Raw genomic sequence first — 16,449 nt, 5'->3', positions numbered from 1 at the left:
CGATGAAAAACAGTAAATAATATTGTCCCGTTTATACGGGGCTTTTTTCTTTCGGAGGCACAATGCTTTACCGTCTAGCCAGAACTGGCTTTTTCCAACTCGATGCCGAGAAGGCACACGATCTTGCAATCAAGAACTTCCAACGCTTTAACGGCACACCACTTGATCTCTTCTACCGCCAACAATTACCAACTCGTCCAGTTGAGTGTATGGGACTAACATTCCGTAACCCAGTAGGTCTTGCGGCTGGCTTAGATAAAAACGGTGAATGCATTGAAGCATTTGATGCCATGGGCTTTGGCTTTGTCGAAGTTGGCACAGTAACACCTCGTCCGCAACCAGGGAATGATAAACCACGCTTATTTCGCTTAGTCGAAGCTGAAGGTATCATCAATCGCATGGGCTTTAACAACCTAGGCGTTGATAATTTGGTCGAGAATGTAAAGCAAGCAAAGTTCAACTGTGTTCTCGGAATTAATATTGGTAAAAACAAAGACACACCAATTGAGAAAGGGGCAGAGGACTACCTGATTTGTATGGAGAAAGTGTATGAGTACGCAGGCTACATTGCGGTTAATATCTCATCACCAAACACTCCGGGTCTTCGTTCACTTCAATATGGTGAAGCGCTTGATGAACTACTTTCTGAATTAAAAGCGAAACAAGCGGAACTTTCAGAGAAATACAACAAATACGTCCCGCTAGCATTAAAAATTGCGCCTGATTTGAGTGACGAAGAAATCTGCCAAATCTGCGATTCTTTATTGAAAAACAATATAGATGGTGTGATCGCGACTAACACAACTCTGGATCGCACGATCGTAGAAGGAATGAAACACGCCAATGAGGCAGGTGGTTTAAGTGGTCGCCCTGTGCAATTACGCTCTACGGAAGTCGTACGTAAGCTTCATGAAGAGCTAGGAGACAAACTTCCAATTATCGGTGTTGGTGGTGTGAATTCCTATGTTGCAGCCAAAGAAAAGCTGATGGCAGGCGCTAAACTTGTTCAAGTCTACACCGGCTTTATTTACCACGGCCCAGGCCTAGTACGTGATATTGTTAAGAACCTTTAACATACACATCAAAAACCACTGAAAAATCAGTAGCTATTACATAAAAAAGAGGACTTTGTTTCCTCTTTTTTTTTATCCGTTCGTTTGTAAAATTTAAAAATCACGAGTAGGTAATTAAGCGTCTTACCTCTTTACCACTGATTTAACTAGTCAAGAGAGAACGGAATAATGCTTAAACCCAGCGACAAATGGAATTGGTATTTTGACGAGCAAAAAGCTTGCTTAATGCTGGATCTGGGGGAGGAAATGATTTTCCAAACCAATTTATCCCGAAAATTGTTGGTTAACTGTGCCTTCTCAAACAATGAATTTACCGTTGATGACGCCAGTGCATTCCAAACGTTTAATGAACGTATTCGATGCCTCGACATCAGTGAATACCGCCAAGCTGAGTTAACACTGTATTGTGTTGCGGCAAAGCGCTTTCATAAACCTGTACAGCCTAAAAGCTGGTTCTTTGACGCACAGTCCTCTGGTTACGAGCCTGAAGAAGGGGACATGGTCTTTCTAACAAACCAATATTCTGATGGCATGTTCATCGTGTTAGAACCAGGCGAGACGTCGAGCTTATGTGCTTATGTTAACCAAGAAGCGTTTGTGCTTGATGGCAATAAGGCGCTTCAGTTTGGGCAACCGATTAAAGTAATGCATGACCGCATGGCTTGTGCAAATCACCTCTTTGCAATAACCCCTATGGCAATGGTGGGGTAAACCTGTTTAATTTTTTCTTTATTTCGTTCCTTTGTTTGCATTAGTCGACCTCGTTAGGTCGATTTTTTTTGTCCTTTCCTTTGATACTAGAGCCCCATCAGCCATGAAACTGTATGCTTTCTATGCATGCAAACATGAAGCTGGTCACTTTTATTTTACTTATTTCAATCTGATGACTCCCTTAACTAGGCAACCTAGCGCTTAAAATGAGCCCATTTATTCCCCTATAAGGCAAAAATGTAAGCAACTTACATCAAAAATCATACGCTGGTATATACCAAAATTAATGTAAATAAGTATTCACTTCTTTCCAAGGGAACAAAATTTCGTTCGTGAATAAAAAACACTCAAATTGAAGATGTTGAAAGTTTCAGATCATTTTGTTGGTGATGATTTGAACTAACAGGTGGGGAAATTCCTTTAAAAACGAGGCATTGATCGTAAAGTCAGGTATAATTGAAGCCATTTTTTATCAGCGAAAGAACACTATGAATCAATATCTCGCGGTAACTTCAAATGGCATGGAAAATTTGCTTGTTGAAGAACTGACTAAACTAGGCATTGAAAATGCGAAACCAGTACAGGCAGGCGTAAAATTTAAAGCGACAAACGAACAGGTTTATCGCTGTTGTTTGTGGAGCCGTTTAGCGTCTCGATTTGTACGTGTTTTATCTGAGTTCACGTGTAACAACGACATGGACTTGTATTTATCTACATCTGCTATTAACTGGGTTAACCAATTTCATAGCTCTAAACGTTTTGTTGTGGACTTTAACGGCACAAACCGTGAGATCAGAAATAGCCAGTACGGTGCGATGAAAGTCAAAGATGGCATCGTAGATTGCTTTGAAAATAAAGGTTTGCCGCGTCCCAACATCAGTAAAGAACGCCCAGATGTTCGTATTCACGTTCGTTTGCATAAAGATAAAGCGTTGCTTGGGATAGATATGGTAGGCAGTGGTTTGCATCAACGTGGCTACCGACCAGAATCGGGTCGTGCCCCGTTACGTGAAACGCTTGCTTTTGCGATTATCATGCGTTGTGGCTGGGATGGGCATCAACCATTACTCGATCCAATGTGCGGTTCTGGTACTTTGCTTATCGAAGCTGCGATGATGGCTGCCAACATGGCTCCTGGCGTTAAGCGAAAGCAATGGGGTTTCGAAGTGTTGGAAGACTTTGAACCAGAGACTTGGGCAGAGATTAAATCAGAGGCTAATGTTCAAGCTAGACGAGGTGTCAAGAAAGTTGACGCTAAGTTTTTTGGCTTCGATAACGACCCTAAAGTATTAAAAGTTGCTCAAGAAAACGCGCGCAGAGCAGGCGTTGAAGAATTGATTGAGTTCGCACAAGGTGATGCTGCAACCATTACTCGTCCTGCAGGATTCGAACACGGTGTTATCGTTTCAAACCCACCTTACGGTGAGCGTCTAGGAACTGAGCCGGGGCTAATTGCGCTCTACACCGCATTTGGTGGACAGCTAAAATCTGAGTTTGGTGGATGCAAAGCCTCTATCTTCTCGAGTTCAGACGAGCTGCTGAGCTGTCTTCGTATGCGTGCTGATAAACAATTTAAATTGAATAATGGTGCGTTACCTTGTCACCAAAAGAACTACAGTATTGCAGAGCGCAGTGCTGATGAAGTGAAGGGTGCTGATACTAATGTTCAAATCGCACCAGATTTTTCAAATCGTTTAAAGAAAAATATTGGCAAGATTGGCAAGTGGGCTCGTAAAGAGAAGCTTGATTGCTACCGAATCTATGACGCTGACCTTCCTGAATACAATGTGGCGATAGACGTATACTGCGATCAAATCGTAATTCAAGAGTATGCTGCGCCAAAAAACATTCCAGAAGAAAAAGCAAAACGACGCCTAACGGATATTATTCGTGCAACGATTCAGGTGACAGGTGTAGAGGCGAACAAAGTTGTACTGAAAGTTCGTGAAAAGCAGAAGGGTCGCAGCCAATACCAAAAATTAGGTCAGGTATCAGAGACGCTTGAAGTAAACGAGTACGGTGTGAAGCTGATCGTAAACCTTCATGACTACCTAGACACTGGCTTGTTCTTGGATCATAAGATCACTCGTCGTCGCTTAGGTGAAATGGCGCAAGGTAAAGATTTCTTAAACTTGTTTGCATATACTGGGAGTGCGACGGTTCACGCAGCGGTTGGTGGCGCTCGTTCCACAACGACTATTGATATGTCAAATACCTACTTGAACTGGGCGAAAGACAATATGCAGCTTAACGGCTGTGTAGGACGTCAGCATCGCTATGAACAAGCAGACTGTTTGCAATGGCTAGAAAACGCGAAAGGTGAGTACGACTTGATCTTTATTGATCCACCTACGTTCTCTAACTCTAAGCGTATGGAAACATCATTCGATGTACAACGTGACCACATTAAACTGATGAAGAATCTTAAACGTTTACTAAGAAGTGGAGGCACTATCGTATTCTCTAATAACAAGCGCCACTTCAAGATGGATGAAGAGTCGCTGGCCGAACTTGGTTTGAAGGCTCAGAATATTTCTTCTCAAACGTTACCATTAGATTTTGCGCGTAATAAACAGATTCATAACTGTTGGCTAGTAACGCACGCGTAGTATAAATAAAAGGATTAATACGTGCTGATATTGTATAGCACGGAGGGATGCCATCTTTGTGAGATGGCATTTGCTCTAGTAGACCAAATTGGTTTGGCCGAGCAAACAGATATCATTGATATTGCGTTCGATGATGCACTGTTTTCTCGTTACGGCGTCACAATACCCGTATTAAAGTATCAAGATTCTGAGTTGAACTGGCCGTTTGACTTAGAACAACTCACACATTGGTTGGATAATAATGGCATTACTTACCATTCATAACGCACAACTTGCATTTGGTGACCACCCATTACTGGACAAAGCGGAGTTCGCTCTTCAAGAAAACGAACGCGTTTGTTTAGTGGGTCGCAACGGAGCAGGTAAGTCCACGTTAATGAAAGTGCTTGCCGGCGACATTTTGTTGGACGACGGCAAGATTCAAATCACTCAAGACGTCGTTGTTTCTCGACTTGAACAAGATCCACCGCGTAATCAAGAGGGTACGGTTTACGAATACGTATCCGGCGGTTTGGCTGAAATCGGTGAACAACTGAAGATCTATCACGATCTTCTCGATCTTGTTGCTCAAGACCCGAGTGAGAAAAACATCAACCGTTTAGCCAAGGTTCAAGAGCAGCTTGACCATTCTAATGCTTGGCGTTTTGATGACCGCGTTAAGAACGTACTTGGTGCTTTAAAACTAAGTCCAGAAACTAAACTGACCGATTTATCCGGTGGTTGGCAACGTAAAGCCGCTTTAGCTCGCGCGCTGGTTTGTGACCCTGATGTATTACTTCTTGATGAGCCAACAAACCATCTTGATGTAACAACTATCGAATGGTTAGAGAACTTCTTAAAAGACTTCAAAGGCTCGATCATCTTTATTTCTCACGACCGTGCGTTCATCAAATCAATGGCAACACGCATTGTTGATTTAGATCGCGGGCAATTAGCTTCTTTCCCTGGTGATTACGACAACTACTTAGAAGAAAAAGAAGAGATGCTCCGCGTTGAAGAAATGCAGAATGCTGAATTCGACAAAAAGCTTGCTCAAGAGGAAGTTTGGATTCGGCAGGGCATTAAAGCACGCCGAACTCGAAATGAAGGTCGTGTACGCGCATTGAAGAAACTTCGTGAAGAGCGTCGCGATCGCCGGGATGTCCAAGGCAAAGTTAACCTTAATATCGATGATGCTTCACGTTCAGGGAAAATTGTATTTGAAGCAGAAAACATATCTTTTGCTTACGAAGGCAAGACAATCGTCGACAACTTTAGCTTTAACATTATGCGCGGTGACCGTATTGCACTTATCGGACCAAATGGCTGCGGTAAGAGTACGGTACTTAAATTGCTATTAGGGCAATTGGAAGCGCAGTCTGGTCGTTTACACTGCGGAACAAAATTAGAAGTCGCGTATTTTGATCAGTACCGAGAGATTTTGGATCCAGAAAAGACAGTGATCGATAACTTAGCGGATGGGAAACAAGAAGTAATGGTTGGGGGACGTCAGCGTCATGCGCTGAGTTATCTTCAAGACTTCTTATTTGCACCTAAGCGCGCAAGAACCCCGGTTAAGGCGCTCTCTGGTGGTGAGAAAAACCGATTACTGCTAGCTCGTATCTTGTTGAAACCAAACAACTTACTTATTCTTGATGAACCAACCAACGATTTGGATATCGAAACGTTGGAACTTTTAGAAGAAATGCTTGCCAACTATCAGGGCACATTGCTTTTAGTTAGCCACGACCGAGAGTTTGTTGATAATACCGTTACAACAAGCTGGATCTTCGAAGGGAACGGAGTGATTGAAGAGTTTGTTGGTGGTTATCACGATGCAAGACAACAGCGTGAACAGGTATTGGCGGTTCGTCAAGCGGTTGAAAAGCCAGCGAAAACAGAAAAAGTGGTTGAGGAAACTCCCAAAACAACTCAACCTAAGAACAACTCGAAGAAGTTATCGTATAAGCTGCAAAGAGAATTAGAAGCTCTACCAGCTAAACTAGAACAATTAGAGTCGGATATCGAGGGCCTTCAGGAGCAAGTGAACGATCCAGAGTTCTTTGCTAAACCTGTAGAGCAAACTCAGCCGGTATTGGAACAGCTTGCTGCGCTAGAGCAGGAGTTGGAAATCGCATTCGAGAGATGGGAAGAACTCGAAGCAATGCAACAGGATAGTTAAGAATTCAATGAATTGTAGTAATAAATTCAAATTGACCGCCATTGCGATGATGGTTGGTACCACAATGAACGCACAGGCGGCATTGTATCAAGTAGTTGAGGTTTCACCTCAGGATCATGGCTCAAACGGTGACTACCAAACGGCTTACGGCGTTGCAATTCAGCAAGGTGATGCGGGTACAGATCCTTCAACAGGTTCCCCTTTCGCTTTGGGCTGTTTTGATGCGGCAGCAAACTGTACACCAGACCAATTTAAGCTTGCGATGGAAACTCGCACAACACCTATTTCAGCAACACAAGCTGTGGATGGAAATAGCTATCGTGAGGAAATTCCATTTGGATTGGACGCGGGCTTTTATTACATCCAAGAACTCAAAGATTTTGAACGTTACTGTTATAACCAGCTTCGCTATTCTACTTGTGACTCTTGGGCTTCTGTAAACTGGACCCCATGGAACAAAGAGCGTAGTAAAGACTTTACTTCTAATGCGTTAGCATTTGTAGAAGGCGATTCTGCTGCTTATAAAAATGAATATAACAATGTTATCAATCAGCTTACCGAAGATGGTGCAGCTGTCGGTAATCAAAGTAAAGTCAACAGTGAAAACAAGTCGACACTGGAAACAAGAAATACAGTCGTAGCACCTATTGAACCAAATTTTGTTACAGGTGATAACGACGCAAGCGTTGTGCAAAGCCACGCTTGGAAAACCGATGGCACTTTTACCGTTGGTAGTGTATCTCGAACAGCAAGCAATACCAATGGCGCTCACCACACATCGAAAGCAGCTATTTGGGATCAAAGTGGAACCGTCAGCGAGTTGGCTTGGCCAAGTGGCACATCTAAAGATGGAGAAAGACTGGCTCAAGGAAGCATGCGTGACCTTGTCACAGATGGAACAACGGTTTACGGCGTGGGTTACAACACATACAGTGATGATAACTATCTGAATGCTACTGTTTTTGTCGGAACCCTAGAGGCAGAAGGTAGCGTTGAAAACGCAACTTGGAAAAACAAAGTTGTTGTAGGAGCGAGACAGCGTGAGGGCGATGATACGGTTCATACAAACTCACGATTAACCGATGTTAACTCAAATTTTGTTGCTATTGGTGAAGCAAAACGTTCGGGCGGATATCTAATGCCAACGGGCTCTGCTCCAAATCGTCTCTTTATCGTAAATGATGTTCGTAAGGATTCTATTAACGCTTTTTACCCAACTACAGGTATTTTCTTTAGCGGTGCAGGCGGTAAGATGGGCGGTATCAACTCTTACAATGAAATCGTTGGGCAACTTGATGCGGAAACGACGCGTGAAGACGATGGTAAGCCACGTCGTAAGCGCGGTTTTATCTACCCATACAGTGTAGGTGGTGAGACTAGTGAACGTGCTTCAACACTATTTAATGGAAAAGCTTGGTTCCTAGATAGTTTGACTAATGGCGGTGACTACTCTGAACAAAACAACCAGTTCCGTATCATTGACGCAACCGATATCAACGATGCAGGTGTGATTTCTGGTACCGCGATGAAATGTGCTGGCGGTTACAGTACAACAGCAAACAATGCGACATGTAGTTCTGATGAGCAAATCGTAGCTGTAAAATTGGTGCCTATTGCAGGTGCGACTGAGAAGGACATTGTGTCTCGAAGCGTTGACTCAACGACAACAGAGCGTCAAGGTGCAGGCCTTGGTTGGTTAGCTTTGACCATGCTTGGATTGTTTGGGTTCCGTAGAAAATAGTCAAAAATCGTCAGTAATTTTTAAATCAAGCAGAGGCTCACACATTTGAGCCTCTGCTTTTTTTATGCCTTGAGAAATCACTCAACTTGATCGATTCTTATAAGTGGAGTCATAAAAACTCCATCAAAGTTTCACAATAACAGCTGTACGTTAGTAAATGGACCTGTATGAGGAATTAACTATGAAGAGACAAAAGCGTGATCGCCTAGAACGAGCTCAATCTCAAGGCTATAAAGCTGGGTTGAATGGAAGGTCTCAAGAGGCTTGCCCATATCAACAAGTTGATGCTCGGTCGTATTGGTTAGGTGGTTGGCGTGATGCCAGAGATGAAAGACAATCTGGTCTCTACAAATAAACTCTCCACATACAAAAAGAAGGATTCGAAAGGGCTCTACGGAGCCTTTTCTACATTTATAGACTAGGCAAACAAAAAGGCCCCTAAATAGGAGCCTTTATAAATTGATTAAAATCGTGATTAGAAGTTTGAAGTGTCTTGGAACAAACCAACTTTCAAATCTTTCGCAACGTAGATTTCTTTTCCATCTACGCATACACGACCGTCAGCCAAACCCATTACCAGTTTACGGTTTACGACGCGTTTCATATGGATTTCGTAGGTTACTTTTTTCGCCGTCGGTAGGATTTGGCCTGTAAACTTCACTTCACCAACACCTAGAGCGCGACCTTTACCTTTACCGCCAACCCAGCCAAGGAAGAAGCCAACAAGTTGCCACATCGCGTCAAGGCCAAGGCAGCCAGGCATTACTGGGTCGCCAGGGAAGTGGCAGTCAAAGAACCACAAATCTGGAGTAATATCCAATTCCGCCAAGATCAAACCTTTACCAAAATCGCCCTCTGTCTCAGACATTTTAGTAACACGATCCATCATTAGCATGTTTGGCGCAGGAAGCTGAGGGTAACCAGGCCCAAACAGTTCGCCTTGGCTAGAAGCAAGTAGATCGTCACGGTTATAAGAATCACGTTTGTTTTGCATTATCAATTACTCCAATTTTTGATAGCTGCATCTTAGTGAACACGTGTACGCTAAACAACTCCGATCAGTACTAGACAAACCAGTTTTTGATGCGCTGCACAATTCCTTCTGGATGCTCATGTCTTTCAAAGTTTTCAATACGTTCCGCTATTTTGCCAATAATGCTCTCGTCTTCGCCTCTAAAAGGTTTATTCATAACAATCGGAATAGCTTCATCTACCGTAGAGACGGACCAAATATGGAACTCACCATTTTTAATGCTTTCTATTACATCTTTATGTAATGCAAGGTGTTTAAGGTTTGATTTCGGCATGACAACGCCTTGATTTCCCGTAAAACCCTGATGTTTACAAACCTGATAAAAACCTTCAATTTTCTCGTTCAAGCCACCGACTGCTTGCACTCGACCAAACTGATCGACGGCTCCTGTAACCGCAACTTGTTGATTAATTGGAGATTCAGATAACGCACTCACCAAGCAACAAAGTTCTGCGAGAGATGCGCTGTCACCGTCAACTTCACTATAAGACTGTTCAAATACAATCGAGGCAGAGTAAGGCAGTGGTTCATCCAGTTTTAGAGCAGAGCTTAAGAAAGCTTGCATAATCATCATGCCTTTCGCATGTAGATTGCCTCCAAGCTCAGCTTTGCGCTCAACATCGGAAACATCGCCATCACCAAAGTGAATTACACACGATATTCTGGCAGGCTCACCATAGCTGACAGGGTGTCCAGCCATATCGATGACGGTTAGGCCATTGATTTGACCAACTTGTTCCCCAGTTGTCTCAATAATGACTTGTCCATCTAAAATATCGTACACGGCACGCTGAGGAAGATAGGATTCGCGGTAATACTTGTCGTCAATCGCTTTATCTAATGACTCGTAATCTAATGTTTGGCCATCACTGAACTGGCTGGCAAGTGTTAGAAGTTGAGAATGCCACATTACACCTAACGGCAAATAATGTTGATCTTCAGTAAATCTCATACCAGCTAGCAACAGTCTTCTAAAGCCACATTCCGTTAAGTGAGGCAGCTGATATTGAGAACATATCCAGTTCACCAAACCAAAGTAATCTGTCAAATTCTGCTCTGACAAATGAATATCTTCTTCAACTTCGGTATACATGGCAAAGCCTGAACAAAAGTCCTCGTCGATATATTCTAGCTCTGCTAACTGACTTCTTTCCCCAGTTACAATCAGTTTTACATCATAAGCTTTAGATGGCGGTACTGAAGTAGGTAAGCGAGTAGGGCTTAGGTTCAGTGGCTCGATAAGGTTTTGTTGAATTGCAGACTTTATATTCGGCCAAAGTCCCGGGTTAGCCAGAATGAGATTAGCAGGTACAATCAAATAACCGTCGTCAGCTTGTGAAATCAAGCCAGGTTGGAAGGCAATATCACCACTTACATCAACACTGTAACGGTCAAATAAACGTTTGGCATCAAGTGATTCCGACAAAACAATCGCAGCGTTAGAATGACTCTGAAGAGCTTTACTGATGAACTCTCTATAGACAGAATTATCGACGCAGTTAATGAGTAGCACGCGTGTCAATCCCGACATTTTGGAAAAGCGAGATATCGTTGCCGACATCCTCGGTTGAAGATCAGTAAAAGACTTCTTTGGTAACGAAGGTGCAGACTTTAAAAGTGCTTCGTACTGCTCAAGTGAAGGTGTTACGTCTTGCCAATTAAGTTGGTTCATTAAAATTCATCGTAATTCAATCTTGCCGACATTATAACGAAATGGACTATAACACCCTAGCACCAATTTGGTTCGCTCACGGCATTCAACACTCAATGAACAATACTTAGACAAATGAGTGATCAACATCGATACTTCTAAGAGTTTTATTTGCCCAAGTAAATTATCTGGGTTACGCTGTCACTAGGTTATGTTTATGGGTCGGAATAAATGAAATATCAGCAGCTTGAGAATCTAGAGTGTGGGTGGAAATGGAAGTATCTCATCAAGAAATGGAAAGATGGTGAAGCGATTACCCGACATATTGATACAAGTGAAGCAGATGCCGCGGTTGCAGAGCTAAAACGCCTTGAACACGAGCCTACGCTTGTATTAGCTTGGATAGAAAACCACATGTCAGAAGAGTTGGACAACAAACTCAAGCAGGCTATCCGAGCGAAAAGGAAGCGTCATTTCAATGCAGAGCAAGTCCATACAAAGAAAAAGTCCATTGACTTAGATTATCGAGTTTGGGAAAAGCTTTCTAGCAGAGCAACCGAGCTCGGTTGTACATTATCTGACGCAATTGAATATCTACTTTCTGAAGCATCGAGAAGTGAAAAAGCGAGTCAAAAAGTTACCTCGATCAAAGAGGATTTGAGTAAATTGCTATCTAGCTAGGATAGGGAGTGCCAAATGTTATATGTAATCTTAATTGCTGCCATCGTAATCTTTTGGTTGATCGCAGTTGATAGACCAGTGCTAAAAGTAAAGTTTGATAACGGCCATATCAGTAACGTAAAAGGGCATCTACCACCTTCTTTCAAACATAACTTACAAGATATTAGTGAACATAATCCGTTTAGTGGTGAAATGAAGGTATATAGCCAACGAACTGGCATGCGTTTGAGCTTTTCCAAGGACGTTCCCAAAAAAATCCAACAGCGGATTCGCAACGTTTTTCCGCATCAAGGTTTCAAAGCGAGCAAAGGCAAGAAGCGAGCTTAATTACATATCAGTTACTTAATCGTGTTAAATGGGACGCAATATAGCGTCCCATTTTCGTATCTATAGAAAAATTATTTATCATTGATTAATCAATAAGATAAACGGACTTAAACTATGCGATACGTTGTAACTTTAATGGTCTTTCTCTTTGTAAGTGCTTCAGCTTTGTCTGACGACTCGGAAACGAATCCATTGGCTAAAAAGATTAAAACTAAGATTCAAAGGAAAGCAGACAATAAATTTGATGACTACCAAGGTTATTGTGATGTCATGATAGAGATGGAACACAAAGGTAAAAAAGCAGTAATAAAAAGAGTAACCAGTAGTGGTGACAAAAAAGTTTGTCGGTATGTGAAATCCAACTTGAGGAAAGGAAAACGCTATCGTTATAAATATCCAGAAAAGTATATTCGGCTTCATATAGCCACAGGTTCATGATTGCAATGTTGATTAGAAGTATCGGGCAGCAAGAGCACAAAGCTTTCAGACTCGATGAACTAGATGAAAATGAAGTGGCTCTCGTGTAATTGGTTGGGAATGCAGATCGCAATAATAATCCGCAGATAAAAGCAGTATGGGAAGGAATAGCAAAAAAGTATAACGGACTTGGATTATCAAGCATTTCAATGGTTTGTGCCGGATTGGCTTTAGTGATTGCAAGTCCACAGGAACCACCATTACAGTGCGCATTATATGTGTTATGTTAAATTAGGAGTGTTCGTACGCCAAATGTTGCCAATGAGCACTCCTATTCCCCTGTGGATTTGAAATCTAAGGTCTCCATCATAACCATTAAACATAATGGATATTTACCATAAAATACTTAATATAGATCTTAATAATCTATCGATTGTTAAGATCTATATTAATGCTTTTTCTACTTACAGAAATGGCTGTATAGCTTCAAAGATATCTTGTCTTCGAACTGGTTTGGAAATGAATCCATCCATACCTGCGTCAAGGCATTTATCTCTATCACTTTCTAGCGCATGAGCGGTTAATGCGATGATTGGAGTCTTGAAGCCTTTATCTCGGAGAAGCCTTGTTGCAGTAATCCCATCCATCACTGGCATCGAGACATCCATAAGAATCAGGTCGATTAAATCCTCATTTTCCTCTAAGAACGTTAATGCTTCTGCTCCATGACTTGCGATATGAACATTATGACCAAGCTTATTTAAAATAAGCTTTATTACAAACTGATTCGACTCGGTATCTTCGACTACGAGAAGATCCATCGCTTTTATTGGTTGGTTGTTTTCTATTTTAACTGGACGATTTTGATTGCACCGAGTTAAAACGGGAATCTTAATAGTAAATGTTGAGCCGACATGCTCGTCACTTTTAACGATAATCTTGCCGCGCATCATTTCAACTAAATGCTTGGTTATTGCTAGCCCTAGTCCTGTACCACCAAAGCGTCTCGTGATGGAACGATCACCTTGATGAAATGCCGTAAATAGATGTTCTTGCTTGGCTTTAGATATACCAATTCCGGTGTCTGATATTGAAATTACAAGCTCGGAGTCTTGCTCAGATACTGAAACTTTTACTTCTCCTTCATCAGTAAACTTTATTGCATTCCCAATAAGATTAAACAGGATTTGAGATAATCGCGTAGAGTCAATCCAAAACTGTTTGTCGGTAGTTACCATGCAATTGAGTTTAAATTGAAGGCTCTTCTTCTTAGCTATTTGTTTTTGTTGAGAAATAACAAAAGTGACAGTGTCTCTTAAATTAACCCACTGCTCATTGAGTTGAAAGCGACCTGATTCAATTTTTGAGAGGTCAAGGATGTCGCTGATAATCGCGAGAAGCAACTCCGCTGAGCATTCCATTTGGCTCAGGGCATCGATTTGCTCTTCTGATAAGGTGGATTGTTTCAGAATATCGAGCATTCCAAGGACGGAATTTAGAGGGGTTCTAATTTCATGACTCATCATCGCTAAGAATTCTGACTTTGAGCGATTTGCAAGCTCTGCTTCTTCTCTTGCTTTAGCAAGCTGAGTTGTTCGCACTTCAACAATACGTTGTAACTTCTCTTTGGTCTCAATATCGATGACAGCCCTCTCAATTAAAGGCCGAAAGCGTCTTAAGGTTTCCTTATTTTCTATGCTAAAGTGCCCTTTCTTAGCACCAATAAGTAAGATGACCGTTTGTGTTACTTCTGAACGTATGCCCGTTAGGACTACCGAGTTTACATGGCTTTTTATAAAGCTGTTCAGGTTAATAAACTCCGCAAGCCTATCTGGTTCGAACAGCAGAATACATTCGCCATTCAGCGCCCTCTCAGATGCGTTACCGTGTAACCAAGATATGTTATCAAATACACTATTTGTCGATATCAACGTTTTGAAGGGGTACCTCTCATCATCACGAGTTAGAACGATAAAATCATCAAAGTTGATGTACTTCTTAAGGACATTATTTAATCCCGTAAATATCTCGTGCCGGTTTTTTGCTTCACTCATCGCGGATATCGCTGAAAGAATAGCTTTATTCTCATCGGCGAGCAGTCGCTCTCTTTGCCTAGCCTGTTTTAGTTCGACTAACGCTTCTTGCAGCGCTTCCTGTTGGTATATGTCTAAGTATTTATCTTTCATAAGGTTTATGGAATATCGCTGATGAAATCATCAGGTTTCCATGTCCATTCTCACCACCAATAAATCTACCTTGCTCACCAAAAGTAAAAGGGCAAATAAAAGGTAACTGTTCTAGTTCTTGGTTAATTTGTTCACAAACGCTATTCATGTCTTGCATTAAGTGCAACATAGGACCTGCGCAAAAGATGTTTATCACCCCAATTTTTCGAGATTCTTCTAATTTTTGATTAAAGGCTGCATTTACAACTTTAGCGGCGCGTGCAACGAGGTGTTCTCTGCTTCCTTTCATTAAAGTGAGTTCATCACCCTCTTCTATTCGTGTAAATAGCTCAATTCCTCCATCTCGCGTCTCACGAATTGGATGGGACAATTTGTAATATGGACGCTCATAGAGGTGGCCAGCGACACGCCCTAGTGGATAAGCACTCGAGTTTGTAAATAGCAGGTTGTTTTTGCCTACTTGGTTATCTTGATGGTTTGTCCACTTTCTATAAACATTGAGGGCCGGTTCGTCATCAATTTCTAGCAAGCACCTATCGTTAGTTTTGGTTGCAACCCCTTTGATATTGGTTGGAGTGTGCCCAGCACTAAAAGCAATATCAACAGGCTGTGAGGAGTAAAATAATGTCAGACTTAAACCTGCAGTTTGAGATCCTTGGGTGGTAATGACAGACCATTTTCCCGCGATATGATTATCAGCGGCTGAACCACCAATAATTGGGATCAGCGTACCAAACCTTTCATCTATAGATGCAATGATTGATTCCTCTTGCCCTGGAGTTGCATGAAGCAGTATTAAGTTTGGCACTTCTCCTACGCGGTTAGCGTTCTCAAGAGCCATATCTAAGGCTCTAGTTACACTGTCACCTGAGTCGTAGTTAGAAATACCAGTGCCATAAGCATGAGGGCCTGAGTCATAAATTGCGAGCGCCGCAATCACTGGGCCCGTATGAAACCCCTGGTCTGTCATTACTGCTTGGCATGAACTGGCGCCATGAAAAGGCACACCGGGAAAATGCTCAAGAAACGCTTCTCGAATTAACTCGAAGTCGTACTCTTCCGTGTAGTAGCACATCACGTAAGACAAGTTCTGTTGTGTCAGTTCGGACCTAAGCGTTTCTATCGCTGAGTCTTCATCTTTAATATGAGTAAAAACTGATTGGCAATGCATACGATATTATAATTGGGTATCACTCTGCTGTTATACCATTCCAACCAATTTTCTCTAGGTAAGAAGGTGAAAAATTCATTAAGAAGTTGCGATTATCTCGTGACAGATCGTATTTATAATTGAACTACAACAATGTTTTCGCCTTTTTTAAAGGTGATTTTTTTTGATTCAGGCATTGTGTCCCATTCTATTTTCTTATGTTCCCGATCGAGATTGATAAATTCACCAGATTGATTTAGATCAATTTTTAGAGTGCTACTTTTCATCGTTTCGAGCAAAATTCCCGCCGAGTCACGATTAATTGTGATTATTTCACCTTCAATTGTTACATCGCATCGTTCTTTTTGTGAACAGTCAATGCTAGTAACGCTCTCGTGTGTAAAGGTACGCCAGAAAAATGCGCCTATTAACACACTGAGCATGATTAAGATTTGTGCAAGTCGCGCCTTTGTTAACTTTTGTGCGGGCATAATTACTAATATCCTTGTTACAAACTTCAAACTTTTTAAATAAAAAATGATTTCCAGGGGGCCAGTAAGGTTACTACCCTGTCATTGAATTGTTAATTCAAGTATAGTGTCACGCTGAAAATGCCACTTTTTATTAAAGTCAGCAATGGAAATAAGGTGATGATAACACTTGAATTCTAGAGTTTACTTGGGTGGTGTTACGACGCAAGTCGTGTTGG

At 41.8% G+C, this 16,449-nt stretch carries 15 protein-coding genes and 1 pseudogene; 11 read left to right on the top strand and 5 right to left on the bottom strand.

Features of this window, described 5'->3' with window-relative positions:
- Positions 1 to 62 precede the first annotated feature (62 nt).
- The 7 genes from pyrD (at position 63) to rmf (ending at position 8,650) form a co-directional block, all read left to right on the top strand.
- On the top strand, positions 63 to 1,073 hold the full coding sequence (gene pyrD / locus OO778_RS08970; RefSeq protein ID WP_074190117.1) for a quinone-dependent dihydroorotate dehydrogenase: 1,011 nt from the start codon (positions 63 to 65) through the stop codon (positions 1,071 to 1,073).
- A gap of 168 nt (positions 1,074 to 1,241) precedes the next feature.
- Positions 1,242 to 1,784 (top strand): cell division protein ZapC, encoded by a 543-nt coding sequence (locus tag OO778_RS08965; protein ID WP_005396505.1) that lies wholly within the window; start codon positions 1,242 to 1,244, stop codon positions 1,782 to 1,784.
- Between the two features lie 488 nt (positions 1,785 to 2,272).
- Positions 2,273 to 4,393 (top strand): bifunctional 23S rRNA (guanine(2069)-N(7))-methyltransferase RlmK/23S rRNA (guanine(2445)-N(2))-methyltransferase RlmL, encoded by a 2,121-nt coding sequence (gene rlmKL, locus OO778_RS08960; RefSeq protein WP_074190118.1) that lies wholly within the window; start codon positions 2,273 to 2,275, stop codon positions 4,391 to 4,393.
- A 63-nt stretch (positions 4,394 to 4,456) separates the two neighbouring features.
- Entirely contained in the window at positions 4,457 to 4,657 is a 201-nt protein-coding gene (locus tag OO778_RS08955; RefSeq protein WP_012841808.1) for a glutaredoxin family protein, read from the top strand.
- Entirely contained in the window at positions 4,635 to 6,554 is a 1,920-nt protein-coding gene (locus tag OO778_RS08950) for an ABC transporter ATP-binding protein (protein ID WP_074190120.1), read from the top strand. The genes OO778_RS08955 and OO778_RS08950 overlap by 23 nt, the downstream gene beginning before the upstream one ends.
- A 7-nt stretch (positions 6,555 to 6,561) precedes the next feature.
- Entirely contained in the window at positions 6,562 to 8,295 is a 1,734-nt protein-coding gene (locus tag OO778_RS08945) for a DUF3466 family protein (RefSeq protein WP_074190121.1), read from the top strand.
- 181 nt (positions 8,296 to 8,476) lie between these two features.
- Complete coding sequence (rmf, locus tag OO778_RS08940; RefSeq protein ID WP_005377453.1) at positions 8,477 to 8,650, top strand: ribosome modulation factor; 174 nt, start codon at positions 8,477 to 8,479, stop codon at positions 8,648 to 8,650.
- A gap of 120 nt (positions 8,651 to 8,770) precedes the next feature.
- On the opposite strand, the gene fabA is transcribed toward rmf, so the two are convergent.
- A complete protein-coding gene (gene fabA, locus OO778_RS08935) occupies positions 8,771 to 9,289 on the bottom strand; it encodes a bifunctional 3-hydroxydecanoyl-ACP dehydratase/trans-2-decenoyl-ACP isomerase (RefSeq protein ID WP_071652096.1) in 519 nt (172 codons plus the stop codon).
- 70 nt (positions 9,290 to 9,359) lie between these two features.
- Entirely contained in the window at positions 9,360 to 11,000 is a 1,641-nt protein-coding gene (locus OO778_RS08930) for a Lon protease family protein (protein ID WP_053807435.1), read from the bottom strand.
- A gap of 210 nt (positions 11,001 to 11,210) precedes the next feature.
- Here OO778_RS08930 and matP point away from each other — a divergent pair, with 210 nt between their 5' ends.
- The 4 genes and pseudogenes from matP to OO778_RS08910 all read left to right on the top strand — a co-directional run.
- Positions 11,211 to 11,660 (top strand): macrodomain Ter protein MatP, encoded by a 450-nt coding sequence (gene matP, locus OO778_RS08925; RefSeq protein WP_053807434.1) that lies wholly within the window; start codon positions 11,211 to 11,213, stop codon positions 11,658 to 11,660.
- A 15-nt stretch (positions 11,661 to 11,675) separates the two neighbouring features.
- Positions 11,676 to 11,987, top strand: coding sequence for a DUF3634 family protein (locus tag OO778_RS08920; RefSeq protein WP_005396496.1), 312 nt, complete (start codon positions 11,676 to 11,678; stop codon positions 11,985 to 11,987).
- A 114-nt stretch (positions 11,988 to 12,101) separates the two neighbouring features.
- Positions 12,102 to 12,425: a hypothetical protein gene (locus tag OO778_RS08915; RefSeq protein WP_046876223.1), complete on the top strand. Its 324-nt coding sequence runs from the start codon at positions 12,102 to 12,104 to the stop codon at positions 12,423 to 12,425.
- A 65-nt stretch (positions 12,426 to 12,490) separates the two neighbouring features.
- Positions 12,491 to 12,694, top strand: a pseudogene (locus OO778_RS08910) (DUF3693 domain-containing protein); the annotation flags it as partial.
- Between the two features lie 174 nt (positions 12,695 to 12,868).
- On the opposite strand, the gene OO778_RS08905 reads toward OO778_RS08910, so the two are convergent.
- The 3 genes from OO778_RS08905 to OO778_RS08895 form a co-directional block, all read right to left on the bottom strand.
- On the bottom strand, positions 12,869 to 14,590 hold the full coding sequence (locus OO778_RS08905) for an ATP-binding protein (RefSeq protein WP_048626397.1): 1,722 nt from the start codon (positions 14,588 to 14,590) through the stop codon (positions 12,869 to 12,871).
- Positions 14,580 to 15,761 (bottom strand): FIST N-terminal domain-containing protein, encoded by a 1,182-nt coding sequence (locus tag OO778_RS08900; RefSeq protein WP_053807426.1) that lies wholly within the window; start codon positions 15,759 to 15,761, stop codon positions 14,580 to 14,582. The genes OO778_RS08905 and OO778_RS08900 overlap by 11 nt, the downstream gene beginning before the upstream one ends.
- A 113-nt stretch (positions 15,762 to 15,874) precedes the next feature.
- On the bottom strand, positions 15,875 to 16,231 hold the full coding sequence (locus OO778_RS08895; protein WP_258625542.1) for a hypothetical protein: 357 nt from the start codon (positions 16,229 to 16,231) through the stop codon (positions 15,875 to 15,877).
- Positions 16,232 to 16,449: the final 218 nt, after the last annotated feature.

Origin of the sequence: Vibrio sp. STUT-A16 (assembly GCF_026000495.1) — a bacterium.
Classification (GTDB): Bacteria; Pseudomonadota; Gammaproteobacteria; order Enterobacterales; family Vibrionaceae; genus Vibrio; species Vibrio diabolicus.
The sequence above is the reverse complement of the archived record's forward strand: the minus strand, read 5'-3'. Positions and strand labels throughout refer to the sequence as shown.